Source organism: Mycobacterium sp. E1747, from assembly GCF_001667775.1.
Taxonomy (GTDB): Bacteria; Actinomycetota; Actinomycetes; order Mycobacteriales; family Mycobacteriaceae; genus Mycobacterium.
On sequence record NZ_LZJI01000191.1, the window covers coordinates 1 to 15,603 of the forward strand.

Consider the following 15,603-nt stretch of genomic DNA (forward strand, 5'->3'; position numbering starts at 1 on the left):
CAGCGTGGCGGCACCCGGCGCGCCGTCCCGACGACCATACGGTCGACGGATGAACCTTGACTACTACCTGCAGAAGGTGCCGGTTGAGTCGGTGCGGCCCGGTTTTTCGCTCGCCATCGATCGGGGCGGCGACTTTCGCCTGTTCCGGGTCGAATGCACGCAGATGACGCAGCGCAGCGGTCAGCCGGTGATGTTCACGCTCAGTTCGGAACCCGTCGACGGCGGCGAGCCTTGGGTGTTGGAGTGCGAGGCGGGCACGCCGGTGGTCCGGGTGCTCGGCGTGGGTAAGGCGGCCTCCTAGCCCGTCAGGCGGGCTTCGCGGCGACGACGAACTGCAACGTGCGCTGTGTCTGCTGCTCGATGTCGACCAGGCCGGCCGACGAGAACATCTCCACGAAGGCGTCTCGGTCGAACATGGTCAGCCCGATGACCCGCGCGCCACTGGTCATCACATGCCGGATGGGGGGCAGGTCGGGGGTGTAGCTGGTCAGGATCGCGATCCGCCCCCCTGGCCGCAGCACCCGCACCATTTCGCGCGCCACCCCGAACGGCTCGGGCATCAGGTACAGCGCGCCGAAGCAGCAGACCGCGTCAAACGTTTCTTCGGCGAACGGCAACGCGCGGGCGTCACCGCGGACATAACAGGTACGCGCGGTGCTGTTGTCCAGGACGGCGCGCGTCAGCATCGGCTCGGAGATGTCGAAACCGACGGCCAGGCCGCCTTCCGCTAGTTGCCCGGCCAGGGGCCCCGTGAAATTGCCTGGGCCACAAGCCACGTCGAGCAATCTCCCCGCGCCGGAAAGCTTCAGCGCCGACGCGGCCCGCCGCTGCTCGACGCCGGTGGTGACGCCACTGGCGACATAGAAGGCGGCCGGGCGCCACAGCCGCTCGTAGACCGTCGCGACCAGCGGGCTGTTCATCGCGCGCTGGGCGAACGTCGGGGCCGGCGACCTCGTCGACGCGCCCAGTACGTCGAGGAAACCGTGCCGCAGCGCGGCGGTCTCGGTAAGCAGGCCCCGGGTCAATTCGACTGCATCCTGGGTCATTTCATCGCTTTCGTGAAGGCGGGTACGGCTGGGCAGAATCCGCAGGTGAATCCCGATTTTTCTGCCGATTCGGCTGCTACGCTAGGGCTCTTCGGGACAGATCGATGTATTGGGGTTGCACGTGGCGCACATTTCGCCGACGACCGCGGGACGCGCGTCGGTCGGCTGAGCGGATACACGTCGACAGTGAATTCCCGGCCCCGAATCCGCGCCCGCGCGCCGTTGCGGATCTCGTTCGCCGGGGGCGGCACCGACGTACCGCCTTTCCCCACCACCGAGGGCGGCTGCGTCCTGTCGGCGACCATCGACCGCTACGCGCAGGGTTCGCTTTCCCCACGCACCGATCGCAGGGTCACGATTGAGTCGGTGGACTTCAAGACCACCCACGAGATGACGCTCGACAGCGAGATCCTCTACGACGGCAGCCTGGACCTGATCAAGGCTGCCGTGCGCAGGTTCGGCAAGGACGGCACGGACGGCTACGACCTGGTGCTGCGGTCGAGCGCCCCACCCGGCTCGGGCCTGGGCTCGTCCTCGACGATGATGGTCGCCCTCACGGGCCTGCTCGCCGAGCACTACGGGGTACCGATGGGCGAGTACGAGACCGCGCAGCTGGCGTGCGCCATCGAACGCGAGGACCTGGGCATCACCGGCGGCATGCAGGACATGTACGCCGCGACGTTCGGCGGATTCAACTTCATCGAGTTCACCGACCGCGTGATCGTCAACCCGCTGCGCATCCGCGAGGAGACCGCATTCGAGCTGGAGCTCAGCCTGCTGCTGTGCTTTACCGGCATCACGCGAGATTCCGCGCGGGTCATCGAGGACCAGACGCGGCGCGCCACCACGGGCGCGGGCGACACGCTGGCGGGACTGCGGGCGCAAAAGGAGCTGGCGGTCGCGATGAAGGCCGCCCTGTTGACGAACAAGCTGAACGAATTCGGCGCGCTGCTCGGCGAGGCGTGGACGCAGAAGAAGCGCATGTCGCCGTACATCACCAACGAACGCATCGACGAGCTCTATGACCTGGCCCTGCGCAACGGTGCACTAGGCGGCAAGCTCACCGGGGCCGGCGGTGGCGGTTACATCTTGCTGTTCTGCGACTTCGCGAGGAAGCACCGCCTCATCGAATCTCTCGAGTCGGCCGGGGCGATCATCACCGAATTCGCTTTCGAGAGCAAAGGATTGACGACATGGCAGGCATGAGCGGCTCGGACGTCGTCGCCCCGAGCGTCGAGCTGGTCCAGGCGCGCTTGGCGGACACGATCGCGGTCAAGCAGCAGATGCTCTCGGGCGACGTCGCCGCGCAGACGGTCGAGATCGCGCGGCTGATGATCTCTTCGCTGCGCTCCGGCGGGAAGGTGATCTTCTTCGGTAACGGCGGATCCGCGCAAGACGCGGGGCATCTGGCCGCAGAACTGATGGGACGCTTCGCTTTTGACCGTCCCGGACTGGCCGCGATCAGCCTGCCGGACGCCACCGCGGCGATGACGGCGATTGGCAACGACTACTCCTACGACGAGGTGTTCGCCCGCCAGGTGCTCGCCGCCGGCCGTGCGGGCGATGTGGTGGTCGGCCTCACCACGTCGGGCAACTCACCGAACGTCGTCCGCGCGCTCGAGGCGGCCGCCGATGCCGGGATGACGACCGTGGCGCTTACCGGCGCGCGCGGCGGCAAGGTGGCCGACGTCGCCGCGTTGTGCATCCGGGTGCCCAGCGACAACACCGGGCGCGTGCAGGAGGCCTGCCTGCACCTGGGCCACTCGATCTGCGAGATGGTCGAAGCGGCCTTGTTTGCCCGGCCGTCCTGACGATGGACTTGCGCAACGTCCGCACGGTCTTCCTGGACCGGGACGGGACGATCAACGTCAAGGCCGCCGACGGCGAGTACGTCAGATCGCCCGAAGAGCTGGCGTTGTTGCCGGGCGCCGCAAGGGCGGTGGCCGCCTTGAACGCGGCCGGCCTGCGCACCGTGCTGGTAACGAATCAGCGCTGGCTGTCCGAGCCGGCCGCGGAGGCGGCGCGTTTCGGCGCCGTCCAGAACCGGCTGGAACGGCTCCTGGCGGACGAGGGCGCCCGCCTCGACGCCGAGTATCACTGCCCGCACGCGACGGCCAGCTGCGACTGTCGCAAGCCGGAGGCGGGCATGTTGGTGCGTGCGGCGCGCGAACACGGGTTCGCGCTGGGCGAGTCGGTGATGATCGGCGACAGCGAGACCGATGTGCTGGCCGGCCGGGCCGCCGGCGCGGCGACCGTCCTGCTGCGCCCCGGCGGGGGAGACGCGTACGGCGCCGACGCCGTGGTCGACGACCTCGCCGCCGCGGTGCGGCTCATCCTGAGCGCGAAGGACTCTCGCCCCGCCTAAACCGTTGCGCCGCAGAGCGAATCATCAACGTCAGCGCAAACGGAAGATCGTCGCGCAGGTATCGGCGGGCGAGGCGGCGCGGCTCGAGCGCCAGCCGGTGCACCCACTCGAATCCCAGCCTTTGCAGCACCGGCGACGCCCGCCGGACGACCCCGGCGGTCATCGCGATGCCGCCGCCGCAGGCGAGGAACCAGGCACCGGGCAGCTCCGCGCGCAGCAGCTCGATGAGGCGTTCCTGCCGAGGGAAGCCCAGGCCGACGAAGACCAGGTCCGGCGCGGCGGCCACGACGGCGGCCACCGCGCTCCGCGCCCCCTCCTCCGTGCGGTCGAAGCCGAAGGGCGGCGAGCACGTGCCCGCGATACGCAGCCCGGTGCACTGCGCGACGAGCGCCGCGGCCGCCTGCTCCGGGACGCCCTCGGCGCCGCCGAGCAGGTACACCGACTTGCCGTCGGCGGCCGCCGCGGCGCTCAACGGAACTATCAGCGAGGAACCGGCGACGCGCTCGGGCAGCCGATCGCCCTTGACCCGCGCCGCCCACACCAGGGGCATGCCGTCGGCGACCACAAGGGTGGCGCGGGCGATCAGGTCGGCGAGCTCGGCCCGGCGCGCGGCCGCCAGCGCCACATCGATGTTCACCGGCACGATCGAGCCGCCCCGGCCGCCGGCCCAGCCGGCACGCACCGCCTCGACGACCTGCCCTTCGGTCAGGGCGTCGAACCAGAGACCGCCCACCTGGATTTTCCGCGGGCCCGCGCCGGTCAGCCTCGGTGAACTTCGGCGGGCTGCGCTCACCCGAACATCATGCCCCGCGGCAACGCGGGCCGACCTGCCGACGCGCCCTCGCGAACTATCGGCCGCACGTCCTTGCCGCGCCCGGAACCAAGCCCATAACCTGGGCAACATCCGACCGCGTCGGAGTTTCGGGACTGGCGGGGTAGACGACGGCAACGCAGGCGGGCAGGTCATGGCACAGCGGCGGTCACCGCGAGGCGCAGACCCGCGCCACGACCGCGTGATTGGCGGGCTATCGCAGTGGCCGTGACCGGCGCGCGCGCGGACGAGCTTGCGACGATGGACATCTTCGAGGGATGTCCCACCTCCGATCTCGGGCCGTTGGCCGCCTCCCTGCAACCGCTGCGCGCCGGGTCCGGCCAGGTGCTGATGAAGCAAGGCGAGCAGGCCGTTTCCTTCCTGCTCATCTCGTCGGGCATCGTCGAGATCACCCACGTTGGCGACGACGGGGTGGTCATCGTCGAGCATGCGCTTCCGGGGATGTTGATCGGGGAGATCGCGCTGCTGCGGCACATCCCGCGGACCGCGACGGTCACCACCGCCGGGCCGCTGACGGGTTGGATCGGCGACAACGACGCATTCGTCCGCATGGTGCACATCCCCGGGGTGATGGAGCGGCTACTGCGCACGGTGCGCCAGCGACTCGCCGGGTTCATCACGCCGATCCCGATTCGGGTCCGCGACGGCACGCACCTGATGCTGCGGCCGGTGTTGCCCGGTGACAGCGAGCGAACCGTGCACGGGCACATCCAATTCTCCAGCGAGACGCTGTACCGGCGGTTCATGACGGCGCGCCTGCCCACGCCGGCGCTGATGCACTACCTGTCGGAGGTCGATTACGTCGACCACTTCGTCTGGGTGGTGATCGATGGCATCGACCCGGTGGCCGACGCCCGTTTCGTGCGGGACGAGGCCGACCCCAGCGTCGCCGAGATCGCGTTCACCGTCGCCGACGCCTACCAGGGCCGGGGGATCGGCACCTTTCTGATCAACGCGCTGTCCATCGCCGCCCGGGTGGCCGGGGTCGAAAAGTTCTCCGCGCGAATGCTTTCCGACAATCTGCCGATGCGCACCATCATGGACCACTACGGGGCGATCTGGCAGCGCGAGGACATCGGCGTCATCACCACCGTCGTCGACGTGCCCCGCCGGCGCGACCACGGATTCCGGCGTGACGTGGCCGCCCAGATCGAGCACGTCGCCCGCCAGATGATCGAGGTGGTCGGCTGAGCCCGTTCCGGATCGGCCCGGTTTGCGCGCTCGCGTTGGTGGTCGCCGCGTGCGGCCACGCACACCCGCCCGTTCCCGCACCGGCGCCCACGAAAACGCCTGCGCCAAAGGCGGTCAACCCGGCCAACATCAAGCGTGTCGTCCGCGAGCTGCCGCCCGGCTACGAGGCCACCACGGGCATCCCCAGCGGGGCGTCCCCCCGGGTGATCTGGAGCCTCGGGCCGGACGCGGTGGGGACCCACGCGAGGCCGGCGCAATGCGGGCGGCTCGCCGACCCCGGCGATGGGCTTGACCAGACGGCCCAGGGCGTGTCCGGGTCGGGCAGCGGCGGCATCGTCGACGCGGTGGTGGTGGCATTGCCCGGGCCGGTGGACCTGCCCGACGGCGTGGTGGCCGCGTGCGCTCAGTGGACGATGACCGCCGGGCGAACGACGGCGACCGTGCACCTGACCGATGCCCCGCAGATCGACGGCGTCCCGACCGTCGGGATGGTGGCCGACGTCAGGTCATCCGTCGAGTCGGGCACCGAGATAGATTCGCGCACATACACCTTCACCGCGTACCTGGGCAACTTCTACGCGTTCACCACACTGACCACCGACCCGGGTTCGGTGGTGCCCGCGCTGCCACCGCAATTCGCCGCCGATCTGCTCGTCAAAACGGTGTCCACGTTGCGCAGCTGACGCGCCCGCCTTGGGTAGATTGGCCACGGTGTTCAAGGTGGCGGTCACGGTCGCGGCGGTGGGTATGCTCGCCGGCTGCTCGTCGGGGGAGGCGACCTCGGCGAAAGTCGACATCAAGAAGGTCGCCGGCGTCAAGTCGAGCTTCGGGCCCGATTTCCAGGTCACCGACATCGGCGAGCGGGGGATCGATCCCAAGGTGCTGTCCGGCCGCAAGCTTCCGGAGGGGCTGACGTTCGATCCCGCCAACTGCGCGAAGGCGGCGACGGGACCGGAAATGCCGCCGGACCTGCAGGGCAACATGGCCGCGGTCTCCGCCGAGGGCAAGGGCAACCGGTTCGTGGTGATCGCCGTCGAAACGTCAAAAGCGTTGCCTCTCAACGAACCCGGCAAGGACTGCATGAAGGTCGGGTTCTCCGGGCCGCAGCTGCGCGGCGGTATGGAGGTGGTCGACGCCCCGCAAATCGACGGGACCCACACGCTGGGGGTGCACCGCGTGCTGCAGGCGTTGGTCGCCGGTGGCCCACGCACCGGCGAACTCTACGACTATTCGGCCCAATTCGGCGATTACCAGGTGATCGTCACGGCCAATCCGCTGGTGGTCCCCGGGCAGCCCGTCGCGCCGGTCGATACGCAGCGCGCCCGCGACTTGCTGGTGAGCGCGGTGAAGGCGGTCCGCAGCTAGGCTTAGCGCACGCCGCGCGGGCGGAACTGAATGCTGATGCGCGGGCCCACCGGCGCCGACGTCTTGGGCACGGCGTGCTCCCAGGTGCGTTGGCACGAGCCGCCCATCACCAGCAGGTCCCCGTGCGCCTGCGGCAGGCGCAACGACGGGCCCCCGCCGCGCCGCCGCATGGCGAACGTGCGGGTGGCGCCCAGGCTGATGATCGCCACCATGGTGTCCTCTGAGCTGCTGCGGCCGATGGTGTCGCCGTGCCAGGCGACGCTGTCGGAGCCGTCGCGGTAGCAGCACAACCCCACGGTGGTGAACGGCTCGCCGAGTTCGCCGGCGTAGATGTCGTTGAGCCGGCGCCGCAGCCGGGCCAGCAGGGGATGCGGAGGTTCGTCGACGGTGAGGTCGTGAAAGCTCACCAGCCGCGGTACGTCGACCACCCGGTCGTACATCTGGCGGCGCTCTTCCCGCCAGGGCACCGCGGTCAGGAGGGCGTCGAGCAGGTCGTCGGCCTCGGTGAACCAGCCGGCGCGGATTTCGATAAAGGCGCCGTCACCGAGTTGCCTGCGCTCGGTGTGTGCGAACAGGGAGCCTTGTACCGCCATCTCCACGGCGACCAGTCTATCGCACACCCGTTCGATCGCCGGGTGCGTGCGAGGGCGTGTGCCGGGAAGGTCGACCGCGGCGCGGCTACGGTTGTGGGTGTGATCGAGCTGGGCACCGATTCCGAGGTGGGAGCGCTGCGCGTCGTCATCCTGCACCGCCCCGGCGGCGAGCTGCGGCGGCTCAATCCGCGCAACATGGATCAGCTGCTCTTCGACGGGCTGCCCTGGGTCGCCCGCGCGCAGGACGAACACGACCAGTTCGCCGAGTTGCTGCGCACGCGCGGCGTGGAGGTGCTCTTGTTGGCGGACCTGTTGGCCGAGGCGCTGACCCACAGTGGGGCCGCCCGGATGCAGGGCGTGGCCGCCGCGGTCGACGCGCGTCGGCTGGGAGTGCCGCTGGCGCAAGCCCTTTCGGGTTACCTTCGGGGACTCGACGCCGGCAGGCTGACCCAGGTGCTGATGGCCGGCATGACGTTCAACGAGTTGCCGTCGGACATCCGGACCGACGTGTCGCTGGTGCTGCGCATGCACCAGGGGGCGGACTTCGTCATCGAGCCGCTGCCCAACCTGGTGTTCACCCGGGACTCGTCGATCTGGATCGGTCCGCGCGTGGTGATTCCCACGCTGGCGTTGCGCGCCCGGGTGCGCGAGGCGTCGCTGACCGATCTCATCTACGCCCATCACCCGCGGTTCACCGGGGTGCGGCGCGCTTATGAGTCGCGGACCGCGCCCGTCGAGGGCGGTGACGTGCTGCTGCTCGCGCCCGGGGTGGTCGCCGTCGGCGTCGGTGAGCGGACCACCCCGGCGGGTGCGGAAGCGTTGGCGCGCAGCCTTTTCGACGACGACCTCGCGCGCAAGGTGCTCGCCGTGCCGATCGCCCAGCGTCGCGCCCAGATGCACTTGGACACGGTGTGCACGATGGTCGACACCGACACCGTGGTGATGTACGCCAACGTCGTCGACACGCTCTCGGCGTTCACCATCGAGCGCACGCCTGAGGGGGTCGCCATCAGCGACGAGGCGCCATTCCTGGAGGCCGCCGCCAAGGCGATGGAGATCGACCAGCTGCGCGTCATCGACACGGGGTTGGACCCCGTCGTCGCCGAACGGGAGCAGTGGGACGACGGCAACAACACGCTCGCGTTGGCGCCCGGCGTCGTCGTCGCCTACGAGCGCAACGCGCAGACCAACGCCCGGCTGCAGGAGGCGGGCATCGAGGTGCTCACCATCGCGGGCTCCGAGCTGGGCACCGGCCGCGGCGGCCCGCGGTGCATGTCCTGCCCCGTGGCCCGCGATCCGGTGCGTTAGACGTCGACATTGCCGACATTGCCGCAGTGGTTGTGGGCAGCGCGCGTTTCACAGCCCTCACGGCAATTTCGGCGAAAAGGTCAGCGCCAGCTGGGCAGCCAGATTTCCATGTCCCACGTTTGTTGCGAGATCGGCAGCCCGGTGAGCACCGGGAACAGCCAGGCGAAGTTGGTCACGACCACGGCCACGTAGCAGCACACCGCGATCAGCCCCAGCGTGCGCCGTTCCGGGCCCAGGCCGCGGGTTCGGCCGGGCGGGTAGAGGATGTCCCCGCATATCAGGGCGATGCCCATCACCAGGAACGGCCCCATAGTCGCCGCGTAGAAGAAGTACATCTGCCGGTCGATGTCGGCGAACCAGGGCAGCCACCCGGCGCAATAGCCGGTCAGCACAACGGCGTAACGCCAGTCGCGGCGGACGAACGTGCGCCAGCACGCGTAGACCAGAACGGGCACCGCGAGCCACCACATGGCCGGGGTGCCCACCAGCATCTCCGCCTTGACGCACGATTGCGCCCCGCATCCGGACACGTTCTGCTGATCGATCGCATAGAGCACCGGCCGCAACGACATCGGCCAGGCCCATGGCTTGGACTCCCATGGGTGGTAGTTGCCGGCGGCGTTGGTCAGGCTCTTGTGGAAGTCGAAAGCCTTGGCGGTGTAATGCCATAGCGAGCGAATGGCATCCGGCAGCGGCACCACTGAGCGGGGCCCGATCGACTGGCCCACCTCGTGGCGGTCGATAGCCGTCTCGGACGCGAACCACGGCGCGTAACTGGCCAGGTACACCGCGAACGGGATGAGCACCAGTGCGTAAGCGGTCGGGATCAGATCACGCCGCAACACCCCCATCCAGGGCCGGGTCACCTGGTACTGGCGCCGCGCCGCCACGTCGAACGCCAGCGACATCGCCCCGAAGAACAGCACGAAATACAGCCCGGACCACTTTGTCCCGCAAGCCAATCCGAGCAGGACACCGGCGAGGAAGCGCCACCACCGCACCCCCAGTCGCGGACCCCACACCGTTTCGGCGGCGCGCCCGGCAAGCAGCGCGACGTGCATGCGCTCGCGTACCTGGTCCCGGTCGACGATCAGGGCGCCGAATGCCGCGACCACGAAGAAGGTGAGGATGCCGTCGAGCAGGGCGGTCCGCGCGGTGACGAAGCTGACGCCGTCGCAGATCACCAGAATTCCGGCGATCGCGCCGACCAGTGTGGAGCGGGTGATCCGCCGGACGATCCGCGTCACCAGCACGACCAGCACCACGCCGAGCAGGGCGCCGGTGAACCGCCAGCCGACGCCGTTGTAACCGAAGATCGCCTCGCCGACCGCGATCAGCTGCTTACCGACCGGCGGATGCACCACCAGGCCGAAGCCGGGGTTGTCCTCCACCCCGTGGTTGTGCAGCGCCTGCCAGGCCTGGGGCGCGTAGTGCTTCTCGTCGAAGACGGGCGTGCCGGCGTCGGTCGGCGAACCGAGGTTGAGGAACCGGCTGATCGTTGCCAGCACGGCGATGACGCCCGTCACGACCCAGCCACGAATCTGATCGGTGGGGCCGAAGTCAGCCACCGGAACTGTCGGCCCCGGGCTGACCACGGGCACGACACGCTCCTGGCCGGCAACCAAGGCTTCGCGGGGCGGGGCGGACATCGGTGTCGATCGTAGGCTGTCCGTCATGACCACTGGCCGCCTGTTGCTGGGGGCCACCCCGTTGGGCCAGCCGTCGGACGCCTCACCCCGCCTGATCGACGCCCTCGCCCACGCCGACGTGGTGGCGGCGGAGGACACCCGGCGGGTGCGGACGCTGGCGAAAGCCCTGGACGTCATCATCACCGGCCGCGTGATCAGCCTGTTCGACCGGGTCGAGGCGGCACGGGTGGATCCCCTGATCAGCGCGCTGCAGGCCGGCGCGACGGTGCTGGTGGTCAGCGATGCCGGGATGCCGCTGATCAGCGACCCCGGCTTCCGGTTGGTCGCGGCGTGCGTGGCCGCCGGGATTCCGCTGACGTGCCTCCCCGGCCCTTCGGCGGTGATGACCGCGCTGGCCCTCTCCGGGTTGCCCGCGGAAAAGTTCTGCTTCGAGGGTTTCGCCCCCCGCAAGACCGCCGCGCGGCGCGCCTGGCTGGACTCGCTGGCCGACGAGCGGCGCACCTGCGTGTTCTTCGAATCGCCGCGCCGGCTCGCCGCGTGTTTGCGCGATGCCGTCGAGAGACTCGGCGGGGCCCGGCGGGCGGCGATCTGCCGGGAGCTGACCAAGGTGCACGAGGAGGTGGTGCGCGGGTCGCTCGACGAGCTGGCGGCCTGGGCGGACGACGGGGTGCTCGGCGAGGTCACCGTCGTGCTGGCCGGGGCCACGCCGCGCGCCGACCTGCCGTCGCTGGTCGCACAGGTGGAGGAGCTGGTCGCCGGCGGCGTGCGCGTCAAGGATGCCTGCGGCGAGGTGGCCGCCGAGCATCCCGGGGTGCGCTCGCGCCAGCTCTACGACGCGGTGCTGCAGTCCCGCCGCGCGTGAGGGTCAGCCGGCCGAGAACGCGGCCGCGATGCGGGGCTGCCCGACGATGGGCGACGCCTTGTGCAGGCATTCGGCCCACTCGGCGTCGGGATCGGAGTCGGCGGTGATGCCGCCGCCGACGCCCAGCACGGCGCCGCCCGCCGCGTCGAACTCCACCGTGCGGATGGCGACGTTCAGTTCACAGCCCGCCACAGGAGAGGCCAAACCGATTGTGCCGCAATAGATTCCACGGCGATGCGGCTCCCACTGCGAAAGCAGTTGGCGCGCCCGTTGTTTGGGGGTGCCGGTGACCGAGGCCGGCGGGAAGGCGGCGTCCAGCAACGCCGAGGTGGGCAGTTCGGCGGGCACCCGTGCGGACACGGTGGACACCAGGTGCCATACCCCGGGGGCGCGCCGCACCACCAACAACTCGGGCACGGTCACGGTGCCGACGATCGCCACGCGGCCGAGGTCGTTGCGCACCAGGTCGACGATCATGATGTTTTCGGCGACCTCCTTCGCCGACGCCCGCAGCGCCGACGGCCACGCGTCCAGCGGCAGCGTGCCCTTGATCGGGCTGGACGTCACGAGCGTCCCGCGCCGCCGCAGAAAAAGCTCCGGCGACAGCGACGCCACCGCGCCCCACGGCCCGGCGACGTAGGCCGCCCGCGCGGGGGAGGTACGGGCGATGCCGTCGGCGAAGAAATCCAGCGGCGCGCCGGTGATCGTCCCGGTGAACTGCGTGCACACGCACGCCTGGTAGACCTCGCCGGCGCGGATGGCCTCCAGGCAGTTGAGCACGCCGTCGCGGTGCGCGGCCCGATCGGCGGGACCCCAGTCGATCCTGCAGTCGCGGACCGGCGAAGGCGCGGTGGCCAGCGCGGCGGCCAGCCAGTCGGCAATGGCCGCTCCGGAAAGACTCTCGTACCACCACTGGCCGTCCCGGTCGCGGCGCAGCACGCAGTCGGTCCACCCGCCGGCGGCTTCGGGGACGCGGTTCGGCCGGTCGTCGGCGCCCGGATCGGGATAGGAGAGGTAACCGATCCAGCCGCCGCCCACCGCCCGCGGGTCGACCGTGCGGGGGTTCTGCTGGACGGCGAAAGCGGCGTCGAGGTCGACCGGCTGGGCCGACACGCTCGGGGCGATGACCGCCAGGGAGTCGAACCAGTCGCCGGTCAGCGCGGCCGGCGGCGGCAGGCCGAAGCGTGTCGTGGCGTCCCCGACGGCGCGCAACACCTGGGATGCGGCGCCAAGGTCGCCGAGCCGGTCGATACGCACCGCCCTAGCTTGACAGAAAGGCCGGTTTTCGCACTGCGGGCGTGGTCGACCGGTCGAACTTACCCGCGGCTGACGTCTCGGGCGGTCGCCAGGGCCGCCAGCTTGTCCGGATTGCGCGTCACGTAGAAGTTGGTGATCTTGTCGCCCGCGATCTCGAGCGTGATCACCCCTTCGAGGTGGTCGCCGAGGAAGAGCAGCACGGCCGGCGCGCCGTTGCAGGTCACCGTGTCGACGCGGAATTCCGCGATCTCGGTCGCCTTGCGGATCAGGCCGATGATGGCCCGGGCCACCCGATCGGCGCCCACCACCGGCCGGCGCGCCGCGGACACCTTGCCGCCGCTGTCCGCCGTCCAGGTGGCGTCGGGCGCGAGCAGCGTCATCAGGGTTTGGACGTCGCCGCTGGCGGCCGTCTGCAGGAACTGGGCGGTGAGCTCGGCGTTGCGTTGCGGGTCTGCCGCGTCGAACCTTTTCCGCCGCGCCCGGACGTGTTCGCGGGCCCGGTGTGCCACCTGCCGCACCGTCGGCGCCGGCCTGCCCACCGCCTCCGCGATCTCCCCGTAGTCGAAACCGAACACCTCGCGCAGCAGGAACACCGCCCGTTCGTCGGGGCTCAGCGTTTCCAGCAGGACCAGCATCGCCATCGAAATGGATTCGGCCAGAACGATATCGGCCGAGGGATCCTGCTCGTCGAGCAGCAGCGGCTCGGGCAGCCACGGGCCCACGTACTCCTCGCGTCGGCGCGCGTCGGCGCGCAGGGCATTGAGCGATTGCCGGGTCACCAGCTGGGCCAGGTAGGACTTGGTGTCGCGGATCGTGGACAAGTCGACCGCGGCCCACCGCAGGTAGCTGTCCTGCAGCACGTCGTCGGCCTCGGTGGCCGAGCCCAGCATCTCGTAGGCGATGGTGAACAGCAGCGGCCGCAGCACGGTGAACCGTTCCGCGTGCTCACCGCCGGCGGGTGGGCGCGTCATCGCAGCGCGATCTCGGCCGGTTCCTGCGCGGGCCGCTTGCCGCCCTTGATCCAGCGGTAGGAGCCAGGCTTGGCGGCCTCGCGCCGGATGGCCCACAGCGTGCCCTTGCAGATGGCCTCTTTGATCGACGCGCCGGTCCGGCCGCCGATCGCCAAGTCCACCGGAGTGTCGTCGGTGTGGGCCAGCTGAACCGTGCCGTAGCTGCGGCCGAGGCTGATGCACTGGCCGACGAACGCCTGGCTGAGCGTGGCGGGGGCGGTTCCGGAGATGCGGCTGAGCACGGTGTTGGCCGCCTGCGCGCCCAGCGGTCCGGCGGCCTGGCAGCTCATCCGCAGCGGCTGACCAGACGGCGCGGCGGCGTCGCCGGCGGCGACGACGTAGGGAGTGTCGACGCTGGTCAGCGTCTCGTCGGTGAGCAGCCGGCCCAGCGCGTCGGTGCTCAAGCCGCTGCGGGCGGCCAGGTCCGGCACGGCGAAGCCGGCCGTCCAGATGGTCGCCGCGCTCGGCAGCACCGCGCCGTCGCCCAACACCACCGCGTCCCAGCGCACCTCGGTCACCGTCGCGGATTCCACCACGTTGACCCCGAAACCGCGCAGCCGCTTGGCGACGGACCGGCGGCCCCGCCTGCTCAGCGACGGGCCGAGCGCCGCGCCGCACACCAGGGTCACCTGCCGGCCCCGTTCGGCCAGCTCGGAAGCCGTTTCAATGCCGGTCAGCCCGCCGCCGACGACGGTGACGGGCGCGGCCAGCGGCAGATCGGCGAGCGCGTAGCGCAACCGCTGCGCGCCCTCCAGGTGGGCTATCGGATAGGCGAAGTCGGCGCACCCGGGCACGTCCGCGGGGCTCGCGCCGGTGCTGCCGACGGCGTAGATCAGGTAGTCGTAGTCGAGCTCGGCGCCCGAGGACATCACGACGCGCCGGGCGGCGGCGTCGATGCGCTCGACGGTGTCGACGACCAACCGGATACCGTCGCCGAGCAGCGTCGCGTAGTCCGCGGTCGCGGCACCGGTGTCGGCGACCAACTGGTGCAAGCGGATCCGCTCCACGAACACGGGGCGGGCGTTCACCAGGGTGATGTCGATGTCCGGACGCTGGCGCAGATGGTTCGCGGCCAGGGTTCCGGCGTATCCGCCTCCGACCACGACGACATGATATTTCTGGGCGACCATCTCGGTCATTGCTGTCTCCTGTTCTCGCGGGCCTGATGCCCTTGAGACACCGCGGATTCCTCGAGCGTGACACGGCCGCCCATATTGTGACCCGTCTCACTGCCCCGGCCGCGAGACCGGGGGACGGTCGGGTCCTGCGTGCTAGGCTGCGCTACGCCAAATTCGTGACCTGCCCCGCGTCGCCAGACCCGCACCAGATAACCCAGGCAGTATGGGGCCGCTTCAGTGAGCATCGGTGTGTCTTGGGAGAAGCAACCGTGAAGTCGAGGACGAGCGCGCTGGCCGCTGTCGTGTGCACGGCGATGCTGTTGAGCGGATGCGGCGGCAAGAGCGATCCCGGGCCATTGTCCGCCATGGTCAGTCCGGCCATTCCGCCGACCGCTCAAGAGATCGGAAACCCGCTGCGCGGTCAATATGAAGAGGGCATGAATCCGCTTTTCCCGCAAGGGAATCCAGTGCAGCGGTACGCACCCTGGCCCGCGTCGTATGATGCCAGTTTGCGGGTCTCGTGGCGGCAGCTGCAGCCGGTCGACCCGCGCACGCTGCCCTCCGATGCTCCCGACGACCGTAAGTTCGACTTCAGTGCCATCGACGACGCGCTGACGAAGCTCGGCAGCCGCAACATGCGGCTGATGCTGGGCGTGTACGCCTACAAGTCCTGTTGCAACGATTCCTATCCGGGCAACACCAACATCGCGATTCCGGACTGGATCCGCTCGGCGGCCACCAGCTATCCCGCGCCACCCAACAGTTCCGCACCGGGAGTCACGCAGGTACGCGAGGCTGTTCTCGCCGAAGTCGCCGTACCCGGAGAACTCGAAGACGCTGAGCCGCTCGTCGCCGTCGTAGCGCCGGCCGAGCGCGGCGAGCAGCTGGCCGAAGTTGTTGAGGTAGTCGCCGTCGTTCCAGTTCGGCACCACCTGCGTGACTCCCGGTGCGGAACTGTTGGGTGGCGCGGGATAGCTGGTGGCCGCCGAGCGGATCCAGTCCGGATG

Annotated in this window: 16 protein-coding genes and 1 pseudogene; 10 read left to right on the forward strand and 7 right to left on the reverse strand. The window is 70.0% G+C overall.

Going from position 1 to position 15,603, the window contains the following annotated elements; genetic code table 11:
* The first annotated feature begins 49 nt into the window (after positions 1–49).
* A complete protein-coding gene (locus A5695_RS19150) occupies positions 50–301 on the forward strand; it encodes a hypothetical protein (RefSeq protein WP_068085611.1) in 252 nt (83 codons plus the stop codon).
* 4 nt (positions 302–305) lie between these two features.
* On the opposite strand, the gene A5695_RS19155 is transcribed toward A5695_RS19150, so the two are convergent.
* Entirely contained in the window at positions 306–1,046 is a 741-nt protein-coding gene (locus A5695_RS19155; protein ID WP_068085614.1) for a class I SAM-dependent methyltransferase, read from the reverse strand.
* A 186-nt stretch (positions 1,047–1,232) separates the two neighbouring features.
* Between A5695_RS19155 and A5695_RS19160 the strand changes: the two genes are divergently transcribed.
* Genes A5695_RS19160 through A5695_RS19170 form a run of 3 tightly spaced genes read left to right on the forward strand, consistent with a single transcriptional unit; the run spans position 1,233 to position 3,411 of the window.
* Positions 1,233–2,252, forward strand: coding sequence for a GHMP kinase (locus A5695_RS19160; RefSeq protein ID WP_068085617.1), 1,020 nt, complete (start codon positions 1,233–1,235; stop codon positions 2,250–2,252).
* Positions 2,240–2,857 carry an SIS domain-containing protein gene (locus A5695_RS19165; RefSeq protein WP_197515551.1) on the forward strand — a complete coding sequence of 206 codons (618 nt, stop codon included), beginning with the start codon at positions 2,240–2,242 and terminating at the stop codon, positions 2,855–2,857. Before A5695_RS19160 ends, A5695_RS19165 begins: the two co-directional genes overlap by 13 nt.
* Before the next feature lie 2 nt (positions 2,858–2,859).
* Positions 2,860–3,411 (forward strand): HAD-IIIA family hydrolase, encoded by a 552-nt coding sequence (locus A5695_RS19170; RefSeq protein ID WP_068085625.1) that lies wholly within the window; start codon positions 2,860–2,862, stop codon positions 3,409–3,411.
* Here the strand turns inward: A5695_RS19170 and A5695_RS19175 are convergent.
* Positions 3,377–4,204 carry a WecB/TagA/CpsF family glycosyltransferase gene (locus tag A5695_RS19175; protein WP_231974904.1) on the reverse strand — a complete coding sequence of 276 codons (828 nt, stop codon included), beginning with the start codon at positions 4,202–4,204 and terminating at the stop codon, positions 3,377–3,379. The two genes, A5695_RS19170 and A5695_RS19175, sit on opposite strands and share 35 nt — an antisense overlap.
* A gap of 279 nt (positions 4,205–4,483) precedes the next feature.
* Between A5695_RS19175 and A5695_RS19180 the strand changes: the two genes are divergently transcribed.
* The 3 genes from A5695_RS19180 to A5695_RS19190 all read left to right on the forward strand — a co-directional run bounded on the left by A5695_RS19180 (position 4,484) and on the right by A5695_RS19190 (position 6,799).
* Positions 4,484–5,434 carry a GNAT family N-acetyltransferase gene (locus tag A5695_RS19180; RefSeq protein WP_068085662.1) on the forward strand — a complete coding sequence of 317 codons (951 nt, stop codon included), beginning with the start codon at positions 4,484–4,486 and terminating at the stop codon, positions 5,432–5,434.
* The gene (locus A5695_RS19185; protein ID WP_068085628.1) at positions 5,431–6,117 is read left to right on the forward strand and encodes a DUF5642 family protein; all 687 of its coding nucleotides are present in this window, start codon (positions 5,431–5,433) and stop codon (positions 6,115–6,117) included. The genes A5695_RS19180 and A5695_RS19185 overlap by 4 nt, the downstream gene beginning before the upstream one ends.
* 64 nt (positions 6,118–6,181) lie before the next feature.
* Positions 6,182–6,799 (forward strand): DUF5642 family protein, encoded by a 618-nt coding sequence (locus A5695_RS19190; RefSeq protein WP_369830212.1) that lies wholly within the window; start codon positions 6,182–6,184, stop codon positions 6,797–6,799.
* A gap of 2 nt (positions 6,800–6,801) precedes the next feature.
* Here A5695_RS19190 and A5695_RS19195 read toward each other — a convergent pair whose 3' ends face one another.
* Entirely contained in the window at positions 6,802–7,398 is a 597-nt protein-coding gene (locus A5695_RS19195) for an alpha-ketoglutarate-dependent dioxygenase AlkB (protein ID WP_197515552.1), read from the reverse strand.
* A gap of 87 nt (positions 7,399–7,485) precedes the next feature.
* Between A5695_RS19195 and arcA the strand changes: the two genes are divergently transcribed.
* The gene (gene arcA / locus A5695_RS19200) at positions 7,486–8,700 is read left to right on the forward strand and encodes an arginine deiminase (RefSeq protein WP_068085636.1); all 1,215 of its coding nucleotides are present in this window, start codon (positions 7,486–7,488) and stop codon (positions 8,698–8,700) included.
* Positions 8,701–8,780: 80 nt separating this feature from the next.
* Here the strand turns inward: arcA and A5695_RS19205 are convergent, their stop codons facing one another.
* Positions 8,781–10,349, reverse strand: a complete 1,569-nt coding sequence (locus tag A5695_RS19205) for a dolichyl-phosphate-mannose--protein mannosyltransferase (RefSeq protein WP_068085637.1) — start codon at positions 10,347–10,349, stop codon at positions 8,781–8,783.
* A 25-nt stretch (positions 10,350–10,374) separates the two neighbouring features.
* On the opposite strand from A5695_RS19205, the gene rsmI reads away from it, so the two are divergent.
* Positions 10,375–11,211, forward strand: coding sequence for a 16S rRNA (cytidine(1402)-2'-O)-methyltransferase (rsmI, locus tag A5695_RS19210; RefSeq protein ID WP_068085643.1), 837 nt, complete (start codon positions 10,375–10,377; stop codon positions 11,209–11,211).
* A 3-nt stretch (positions 11,212–11,214) separates the two neighbouring features.
* On the opposite strand, the gene A5695_RS19215 is transcribed toward rsmI, so the two are convergent.
* From A5695_RS19215 to A5695_RS19225, 3 genes are read right to left on the reverse strand one after another with little or no spacing between them, the layout of a single operon-like run.
* On the reverse strand, positions 11,215–12,468 hold the full coding sequence (locus A5695_RS19215) for an aminodeoxychorismate synthase component I (protein ID WP_068085644.1): 1,254 nt from the start codon (positions 12,466–12,468) through the stop codon (positions 11,215–11,217).
* Positions 12,469–12,527: 59 nt separating this feature from the next.
* Positions 12,528–13,439 carry an RNA polymerase sigma-70 factor gene (locus A5695_RS19220; protein ID WP_068085648.1) on the reverse strand — a complete coding sequence of 304 codons (912 nt, stop codon included), beginning with the start codon at positions 13,437–13,439 and terminating at the stop codon, positions 12,528–12,530.
* Complete coding sequence (locus A5695_RS19225) at positions 13,436–14,617, reverse strand: NAD(P)/FAD-dependent oxidoreductase (RefSeq protein ID WP_068085649.1); 1,182 nt, start codon at positions 14,615–14,617, stop codon at positions 13,436–13,438. The genes A5695_RS19220 and A5695_RS19225 overlap by 4 nt, the downstream gene beginning before the upstream one ends.
* A 293-nt stretch (positions 14,618–14,910) precedes the next feature.
* Between A5695_RS19225 and A5695_RS19230 the strand changes: the two are divergent.
* Positions 14,911–15,603 (forward strand): annotated as a pseudogene (locus A5695_RS19230) (hypothetical protein); the annotation flags it as partial.

Coding starts and splice junctions, on each gene's coding strand:
- A5695_RS19150 (WP_068085611.1), top strand. CDS start 50: ATGAACCTTGACTACTACCTGCAGAAGGTGCCGGTTGAGTCGGTGCGG.
- A5695_RS19155 (WP_068085614.1), bottom strand. CDS start 1,046: ATGACCCAGGATGCAGTCGAATTGACCCGGGGCCTGCTTACCGAGACC.
- A5695_RS19165 (WP_197515551.1), top strand. CDS start 2,240: ATGGCAGGCATGAGCGGCTCGGACGTCGTCGCCCCGAGCGTCGAGCTG.
- A5695_RS19170 (WP_068085625.1), top strand. CDS start 2,860: ATGGACTTGCGCAACGTCCGCACGGTCTTCCTGGACCGGGACGGGACG.
- A5695_RS19180 (WP_068085662.1), top strand. CDS start 4,484: ATGGACATCTTCGAGGGATGTCCCACCTCCGATCTCGGGCCGTTGGCC.
- A5695_RS19190 (WP_369830212.1), top strand. CDS start 6,182: ATGCTCGCCGGCTGCTCGTCGGGGGAGGCGACCTCGGCGAAAGTCGAC.
- A5695_RS19205 (WP_068085637.1), bottom strand. CDS start 10,349: ATGTCCGCCCCGCCCCGCGAAGCCTTGGTTGCCGGCCAGGAGCGTGTC.
- rsmI (WP_068085643.1), top strand. CDS start 10,375: ATGACCACTGGCCGCCTGTTGCTGGGGGCCACCCCGTTGGGCCAGCCG.
- A5695_RS19220 (WP_068085648.1), bottom strand. CDS start 13,439: ATGACGCGCCCACCCGCCGGCGGTGAGCACGCGGAACGGTTCACCGTG.
- A5695_RS19225 (WP_068085649.1), bottom strand. CDS start 14,617: ATGACCGAGATGGTCGCCCAGAAATATCATGTCGTCGTGGTCGGAGGC.